Origin of the sequence: Sulfitobacter sp. TMED3 (assembly GCF_002167505.1) — a bacterium.
Lineage (GTDB): Bacteria > Pseudomonadota > Alphaproteobacteria > Rhodobacterales > Rhodobacteraceae > Sulfitobacter > Sulfitobacter pontiacus.
Map to the genome: position 1 here is coordinate 24,352 of NZ_NHBI01000026.1, position 8,009 is coordinate 32,360.

General features: G+C 59.4%; 6 protein-coding genes. 4 read left to right on the forward strand and 2 right to left on the reverse strand.

Annotation, left to right across the window (positions count from 1 at the left end):
* Positions 1-83 precede the first annotated feature (83 nt).
* Positions 84-1,469 carry a cytochrome P450 gene (locus CBB63_RS07750; RefSeq protein WP_114865450.1) on the forward strand — a complete coding sequence of 462 codons (1,386 nt, stop codon included), beginning with the start codon at positions 84-86 and terminating at the stop codon, positions 1,467-1,469.
* Here CBB63_RS07750 and CBB63_RS07755 read toward each other — a convergent pair.
* Positions 1,451-2,842 (reverse strand): sensor histidine kinase, encoded by a 1,392-nt coding sequence (locus CBB63_RS07755; protein ID WP_114865449.1) that lies wholly within the window; start codon positions 2,840-2,842, stop codon positions 1,451-1,453. The genes CBB63_RS07750 and CBB63_RS07755 overlap by 19 nt on opposite strands.
* A 175-nt stretch (positions 2,843-3,017) precedes the next feature.
* Between CBB63_RS07755 and CBB63_RS07760 the strand changes: the two genes are divergently transcribed.
* Positions 3,018-3,746 carry an acyl-homoserine-lactone synthase gene (locus tag CBB63_RS07760; protein WP_005848699.1) on the forward strand — a complete coding sequence of 243 codons (729 nt, stop codon included), beginning with the start codon at positions 3,018-3,020 and terminating at the stop codon, positions 3,744-3,746.
* On the opposite strand, the gene CBB63_RS07765 is transcribed toward CBB63_RS07760, so the two are convergent.
* A complete protein-coding gene (locus CBB63_RS07765) occupies positions 3,713-4,330 on the reverse strand; it encodes a TetR/AcrR family transcriptional regulator (protein ID WP_114865448.1) in 618 nt (205 codons plus the stop codon). The genes CBB63_RS07760 and CBB63_RS07765 overlap by 34 nt on opposite strands.
* A gap of 113 nt (positions 4,331-4,443) precedes the next feature.
* Between CBB63_RS07765 and CBB63_RS07770 the strand changes: the two genes are divergently transcribed.
* Both CBB63_RS07770 and CBB63_RS07775 read left to right on the forward strand, forming a co-directional pair.
* The gene (locus CBB63_RS07770) at positions 4,444-5,520 is read left to right on the forward strand and encodes an efflux RND transporter periplasmic adaptor subunit (protein ID WP_286698736.1); all 1,077 of its coding nucleotides are present in this window, start codon (positions 4,444-4,446) and stop codon (positions 5,518-5,520) included.
* 3 nt (positions 5,521-5,523) lie between these two features.
* Positions 5,524-8,009 (forward strand): efflux RND transporter permease subunit (locus CBB63_RS07775; protein ID WP_286698737.1); only part of this gene is annotated, 2,486 nt, incomplete at its 3' end.

Here is an 8,009-nt window from a genome sequence, read left to right on the forward strand (position 1 = left end):
ACTTTAGATAGAATTAATCATTGTTTCCCTGCTAGAAACACCGGTGTGATAAACGCCACCCGTGGGCCGGCAAGGAGACGACAATGAATACACAGAATATGCCTGCGCCCGATGGGGCGACACCGGCGCACCCGATCCCTGTCGAGGCGGATCTGGCCAAGACCGATGTCGGGTTGATCGACTTTGCCAAAAAAGCGGGGAAGAACATCTTTTCGGTGATCCCCGATGCGACGCGCACGCAAAGCTATCTGAAAGGGCCGGCCAAGATCCATTATGTCTGTGACCCCGATATGGTGACCGAACTGCTGGCCGGTGTCGGGCGTCGCTTTCCCAAGGCGGAGTTTACACATAACGTCATCGGCCCCGTTGTCGGCAACGGCATGATCCTGTCGGAAGGCGAGAAATGGCGCGCGCAACGGCATCGCTATGCCCCGCTTTTTGCCGCGCGCAACCTGCCCGTGCTGACCCGACACTTTGCCCAGACCGGCGACGAGCTGGCGGATTTCTTTGCGCGCACGGCGGGCGAGGTCGATGTATCGGATGCGGCGCAAGAGGCGACGCTCACCAATATCTCGCGGGTGATGTTCTCGGGGAACGAGGCTGTGTCCAAGCAGGATGTCCGTCAGGGGATGCGACGGTTCACCGACTATATCAGCTATATGTCGCTGTTCGATCTGATGGGTCTGCCGAAGTGGGTGCCCCGTCTGAAATGGCTGCGCAGCAAGAAAGCGATCCGTGATCTGAGGCAGTTGACCCATGACGTGATCGCCAACCGCCGCGCGCAGCGCCATGCAGAGGCGGTCGATTTTCTTGACCTGCTGATCGAGGCGCTTGAGACGGATAAGGAAGATGTAGAAACGACGGTCGATAACCTGCTGACCTTTGTCGCGGCGGGCTATGAAACCTCGGCCAATACAATCGCTTGGGGGCTGTATCTGCTGGCGATGCACCCCGAGGTACAGACCGATCTGCGCGCCGAGGTGATGGAGGCCTGCGGTGACGGGCCCATCGGCTTTCACGATCTGCCCAAGATGCCCAAGCTGCACGCGCATGTGCGCGAAACCCTGCGGATGTACCCCGCAGGTGCCTTGTTCGCCCGTGATGCGACGGATGAGGTGACGATCAAGGATGTGACGTTCAAGAAGGGCGACGTGATCATGTTCCCGGTCTATGCGCTGCACCGGAACGAGCTGCTGTGGGACAACGCCGCGCTGTATCAGCACGACCGGTTTCTGGACCGTAAGTACCCGCGCGGACAGTATATTCCCTTTGGGGACGGGCCGCGCATCTGCATCGGGGCGCAATATGCCGAGACAGAGATTATGGTGCTGCTTGCCTCGGCGCTGCGGCGGGCGTCTTTTGAACTGACGGACCACCCTGTCGCGCCACCGAACCTGACCTTTACCATGCGGCCCGATGGCCCGCTGATGTTGCGGGCCGTGCCGATAGATCAGGCGGCGGTGGAATAGCTTTCGGGCTTAACCGCCTTGGCCGCATCCGCTGCCTTGAGCACAACACAGAAGGTGGTGCCCACGCCGAGCTTGCTTTCATAGGCGATGCTGCCGCCGTGGGCATCCACGATACGTTTCGAGATAGACAGGCCAAGGCCCGTACCCTGGAACTTGCGTTGATCGCTTGAATCGATCTGGCCGAATTCCTCGAAGATGACGCTTTCACTGCCCTCGGGAATCCCGATGCCCTGATCCGCGACCGAAATCACGAGGTTCTCGTCCTCGCGTTTGAGGCCCACACGGATAGTGCCCCCCGCTTCCGAGAATTTGGCGGCATTGGACAGCAGGTTCACGATCACCTGATCGAGCCGTTTCTTGTCGCCGCGCACGATGGGCTGGTCTGCGGCAACGTTGATCTCTACCGCGACGCCAAAGCGGCTGGCATAGGGCTGGAACGAATGGGCGGCCGTGTTCACGACCTCGGCCAGATCCACGTTACCCAGATCAAGCGAGAATTTCCCCACATCCGCTGATTGCAAAAGCAGCAAATCCCCGACCAGATCCCCCAGACGGTTCGAGTTGCGCGTCGCGATATCGAGCAGCCGCGACATTTTGTCCGGCACCTCGCCCGCTGACCCTGCGTTGATCAGGTCAAGCGCACCGCGGATCGACGTGAGCGGCGTGCGCAATTCGTGGCTGACGGTGGACAGGAAACGGGTCTTAGCCTCGCTTGCGGCGAGGGCATTCTTGTTCTCGGTCTGAAGCGCGAGGCGGTTCTTCATGAGCGCGGAATACCCCTTGATGAAGGTCCGGGCGAGTTCGAACACGAAGCCCAGAACAAACAGCGCGGTAAAGAGGTTCAGCCAGATTTCAGAGTCCAGCGACGGGCGCGCCACGACGACATCGCGGATCGGGATATAGAGGATCGCCCCGATGTAGATCGCCAGCCGAAACCCCAGCACATACAAAAACTGGTGGTTGTTCATCGCCGCGAAGATAGAGGCGGAAATCAACAGGAAAAGCGGCAGAAAGTGGCTGTTTCCCACGCCCTGCTGGATCGCGATCGAGATGCAGAAAAGCGCAATCGTCGTCGCACTGAGCGCCGTGGTCATGTAGATGTGGAACAGCGATTTGCGGATCTTGAGGGTCTTGGACCGGGTGTTGCGCAGGATGTAGCGCAGCACGACGATGTCATAGATTTCGCACAAGCCGATCGCGAAAAAGAAAAACAGCGCGACCCTCAGCTCATAGTAATAGCCTGCCAAAGCAATAGCTGCGGTATAGATGATCGCCCGCTGGCCAAACGCACGGCTGCCCACAAGCGCATAATCCCGCAGCCGGCTTAGAACCGGGCGGGCCTGAGGCAAATTAACATTGTCAATTGCTTCCATGTTGCGCTTCCTCCGTCAGCCTGGCGCGGAATTGAGCGCCAAACGAATCTGCTGATATTTCACTACGATACACCTCAACTATTGGTGGAAAATTTGTTGCGATCATGGCAGAACCGTGGCTGTATGCATTTTGTTAACTTTTTCGTTACTTGAGCGGAGCTTTAGGCAGAGAACAATGGGTATCCAGAACGCAAAATCGCACCAGCGTGCAGAGACGATCCAGTTGGAGCCTTCGGTTCAGGCCGCTCTTCAGACACGACCCGTTGAAAGTGATGTCCCTTCATACGCGACACGGCTGGAAGAGACAGTGGTGCATATCGGCAACCAGTATCGGTATGGCCAACTCTATTCAGATTTTCTGAAAGCACGCAAATCAGTTTTTATCGATCAAAAGGAATGGGATCTGCCCCATACCGAAGGGATGGAGTTTGACCAGTACGACACCCCCCAAAGCCGGTCTGTCGTGATCCATGAATACGGCCGGGTGCTGGCGGGCGTGCGGTTGCTGCCGACCACGGCGCAATGCGGCTGTTATACCTATATGCTGAAAGACGCGCAGCGCGGTATGTTGCCGGATATCCCTGAATATGTGCTTTACGAAGACGCGCCGGTAATGCCCCATGTCTGGGAAGCCACGCGGCTGTTTTTATCAAAAAACGAGCCCGCGCACCGGCGGCTGGCGATCCAGACCAAGCTGATCCGGGGCATGGCGCGTGCCGCGACCGAACAAGGGGCGACCCATGTGATCGGGATCGTGCCTGCCGTGTTCCAACGCTGGATGAACCGTCTGGGGATGAGCGCACTGCCCTTGGGCCCCAAGCTGAACATCAGCGGCGACAATACGCAGGCCGCGATCATGCATGTGGCGAATTATGCCGACCCGACCCCGCCTGACGCGCGGTAAGCGACCAGAATGGTATCGACCGCACGGGTGACATGCTGGTCGATATCCTTGTAGGGGCGCGTCGTGAGCCCCAGTTGCGCACGGACCATGCCAAAGCCCTTGAGCAATGAAATAAGGTCTTCGGCGACATCACGCGGGTCGAAATCGTCGCGCAGGTCGCCGTTTTCCTGTCCTTGCACCAGCAGACCGCAAACGGCGGCGCACACCGCCTCGAAGGCGGCGGTATAGAAGGTGCGACCGATCTGCGGGTAGTCGCGGGCGACCTCGTGGATCAGACAGGTAAATTCGACCGAATCCTGCTCCCCCAGAAAGCTCAGAAATTTCCGCCCGAACGACATCAGCGCGGTGCGCAAATCGGGATGGTCGGAGATATCTCCCAACACCTCGGCGCGAAAAACCTCTGCCTCGGCCTCGAGCACATTTTGCAGGATCTCCGACATATTGTCGAAATGGCGATAGATCGTCGCCTTGGACACAGAAGCCTCGCGCGCCAAAAGGTCCGTCGTGACTTTTTCAAAGCCTTTGACGAAGAACAGGGCGCGCGCTGTCGACAGTATTCGCGATTTTGATGCGTTTTCATTCATAATGCAGAACTAGGGCGTGTATGGGTGAAATAAAAGTGCTGAACGGTACCAAGGGGGGTTGAACTGTACGTCACTGCGCGTAAGTACCGCCCAGTACTCGAAAGGCCTTTGATATGAAGCAGCTGATTTCCGTCCTTTTATGCGCCACCCTTGCGACGCCTCTTGTTGCACAAGACGCCGATGACCTGACCCCCTCGGGCACGCCCGCGCCGATCAGGTCGGTCAAATTGATAGAGGCGGGCGGTGCCGCGTCGCAGGTGCAGCGGGTCTTTTTCGGCAAGATCGCAGCGCTGGAAACAGTGGACCTGTCGTTCGAGGTCGGCGGCCGCATGGTGATGTTCGACGCACAAGAAGGGCAGTTCCTGCAAGAAGGCGTGCAGATCGCGGCGCTGGACCCGGTGCCGTTTGAACGCGCGGTACAACGTGCCGAGGTGCAGCTGACCCAAGCCGAACGGGATTTCGAACGTTCGCAAACGCTGGCCAAAAGCAATGCAGTTTCCACGGCNCAGGCGCAGGATACGGAAACCGCCCGCGATCTGGCGCGGATCGCGTTGAGCGAGGCCCGCGAGGCGCTGGACCACGCGACGCTGATCGCCCCGTTTCGCGCCTTGGTCGCCTCGCGTCTGACGCCGAATTATGCCAATGTCTCTCCGGGTCAGGCCATCGTGCGACTGCATGACATGTCGGAAGTACGCGTCGAGATTGACGTTCCCGAGCAGATGTTCCAGATGTATTCAAATGCGGCTGACGTCGAATTTACCGGCACGTCGCCGCTATTTGCCGGTGGTGTGCCGCTTGAATTGCGCGAGTTCAACGCCGAAACGCAAAGCATCGGGCAAAGCTACCGCGTGACGCTTGCGCTCCCCTCTGATCGGGTCACGCCCAAACTGATCCCCGGCGCATCGATGAGCGTCACCGCGCGGATCGCAGCGGGCGACGACACTGCAACGACCCTGCCCCCTTCCGCCGTGGTTATGGCCGAGGATCAGGCGCGGGTCATGGTCTATNCCCCTGACGAGACCGGCGAACAGGGTCAGGTCAGCTGGGTCAACGTCGACGTGTCCTCGAATACCGGCACAGATATCATCGCCACGGGGCTTGAGCCGGGCACCCTGGTTGTCGGCGCTGGCACACAGCTGCTGCGCGAGGGCGACACCGTGCGCCCCTTCAACGGGTTGAGCATCGAGTAAACTATGAAAATCGCACGTTTNTCCATTGAAAATCCGCTTTATACGTGGATTTTCATCCTCTTCGCCCTGTTTGGGGGTGTGTTTGGCTACCTGTCGGTCGGCAAGCTGGAAGACCCGAGCTTTACCTTGAAATCCGCCATCGTCGCCACCGCCTATCCCGGTGCCAGCGCGGCAGAGGTGGCGACCGAAATCTCTGAGGTGCTAGAGGCTGAAATCCAGCAGATGGACGAGGTCAAGACCGTCACCTCGCGCAATACCCACGGGCTGTCGGTCATCGAAGTCGAGATGCAGGATGAATACGACGGGACCGAGCTGCCACAGGTCTGGGATGATCTGCGCGACCGTGTGTCTGACGCGGCAAGCTCACTGCCCTCGGGGGCCTATCCGTCACAGGTGAACGACGANTTTGGCGATGTTTTCGGTATCCTTTATGCCGTCTCCGCCCCCGGCTTTTCGGATTCCGAGATCTGGGAGATCGCGACTTTCATCCGGCGTGACCTGCTGACGGTCGACGGNGTTGCCAANGTCGATATCGACGGGCTGCCGGAAGAGGCGATTTTTGTCGAACCAGCGTCGCAAAAGATGTCACAGCTTGGCATCGATCCCAGCGTGATCATCGGCGCGATCAGTGAATCCACAGCGATCAACCCCACCGGCTTTGTCGAAACGGGCGATACCAACCTGCGGATCGACGGTCCCTCGGGCGATGATAGTGTCAATGAAATCAGCGCGTTGACCTTCGGCTTTCAGGGCGAGGTGCTGAACCTGCTGGACGTGGCAACCGTGTCGCGGGGCCGTGTGGACGCCCCCGACCACCTTTTGCGTCAAGACGGGCAAGAGGTCTTCACCCTTGGCGTTTCGGGACTGGAATCGGAAAATATCGTCGAGGTCGGCAAACGCGTCGAAGCGCAGCTTGAGACCTTGCAAACCTTCCTTCCCGTCGGGGTAGAGATCACGCCGATCTACGAACAACACCGCGTCGTGGACGAAGCCAACAACAGCTTCCTTTTGTCGCTTGCCATGTCCGTGGGCGTGGTGATCGGGGTGCTTGCGCTGTTCATGGGGGTCCGCGCCTCGGTTGTTGTCGGTGTATCGCTTTTGCTGACCGTGCTGGCCACGTTCTTCTTCATGTATCTGTTCGGCGTCAAAGTTGAACGGATCAGCCTTGGGGCCTTGATCATCGCCATGGGGATGCTGGTGGATAACGCCATCGTCATCGCCGAGGGTATGCAGCAAGAAATGCGCAAGGGGCGGCCCTCGGTCGCCGCCGCGGATACAGCGGCGCAGAATACGCAGATCCCCCTGCTGGGTGCCACGGTCATCGGGATCATGGCGTTTGCCGGGATCGGTCTGTCGCCTGACGCCACGGGCGAATTCATGTTCTCGCTTTTTGCGGTGATCGCGATCTCGTTGTTGATGTCGTGGGTCGTGGCGGTGACTGTGACGCCTTTGCTGGGGCATTATATGCTGAAGATCGGCGGGCTGGCAGATGACGACAGCGGGTATAACGGCCCGATTTTCCGCAGCTATGGCAACCTTGTCCGGCTGGTGCTGCGGTTCCGCTGGCTGGTGTTTGCCGGCCTGATCGGCACCACGGTGGCCTGTGTGATGATCTTTGGTCAGGTCAAACAGCAGTTCTTCCCTGCGTCCAACACGCCGTTGTTCTACTTTGAATACAAGGCGGAGCAAGGCAGCTCTATCCAGTCGACCTCCCGCGATCTTGCGGTGATCGAGGATTGGCTGCTCGCGCGCGACGACGTGGACACTGTGACGACGACCATCGGTGCCGGTCTGACGCGCTATGTTCTGACCTACACGCCCGGAGACAGCGACCCTTCGATCGGGCAGCTGGTGGTGCGCGCCACCTCGGCTGATGCGATCCCCGCCCTACGCGCCGAGCTTGACCAGTTCGCGATCAACGCGCTGCCTTGGGCAGAGGTGCAGACCAAGCGGATCATTTTCGGCCCCGGTGGCGGGTCGGATATCGAGGCGCGTTTTTCTGGCCCTGACCCCGAAGTGCTGCGCGATCTGGCCGATCAGGCAGAGGATATCCTGCGTGACTCAACCCCGCTGCTGCATACCGAACATGTCGATTGGCGCGAGAAAGTGCTTGTGACCCGCCCTGTCTATGCCGAGGACCGTGCGCAGGCCGTGGGCATCGGGCGCAGCGATGTGGCGGATGCGATTGCCCTGTCGACCAATGGGATCACCGCGGGCACCTACCGCGAACGGGACCGGTTGATCGACATCATCGTGCGGGTGCCGCGTGCGGAATCCGCGAGCAATGGGCAGCTGCCCGACCAGATCGTCTATTCCGCCGCGCTTGGGGACTACCTGCCGCTGAGCCAGGTGATCGACGGGTTCAAGGTCACCGCCGAAAACGCGGTGATCGAACGGCGTAACCGCGTGCAGACGATCACGGTACAGGCCAATGTCATCGAAGGCGTCACCCCGCCCACCGTCTTCCCGCAGATCCGCCCGCTGATCGA

What these genes read in the sequence shown, in the direction of transcription:
- CBB63_RS07750 (WP_114865450.1), top strand. Translation starts at nt 84, where the DNA reads ATGAATACACAGAATATGCCTGCGCCCGATGGGGCGACACCGGCGCAC.
- CBB63_RS07760 (WP_005848699.1), top strand. Translation starts at nt 3,018, where the DNA reads ATGGGTATCCAGAACGCAAAATCGCACCAGCGTGCAGAGACGATCCAG.
- CBB63_RS07765 (WP_114865448.1), bottom strand. Translation starts at nt 4,330, where the DNA reads ATGAATGAAAACGCATCAAAATCGCGAATACTGTCGACAGCGCGCGCC.
- CBB63_RS07755 (WP_114865449.1), bottom strand. Translation starts at nt 2,842, where the DNA reads ATGGAAGCAATTGACAATGTTAATTTGCCTCAGGCCCGCCCGGTTCTA.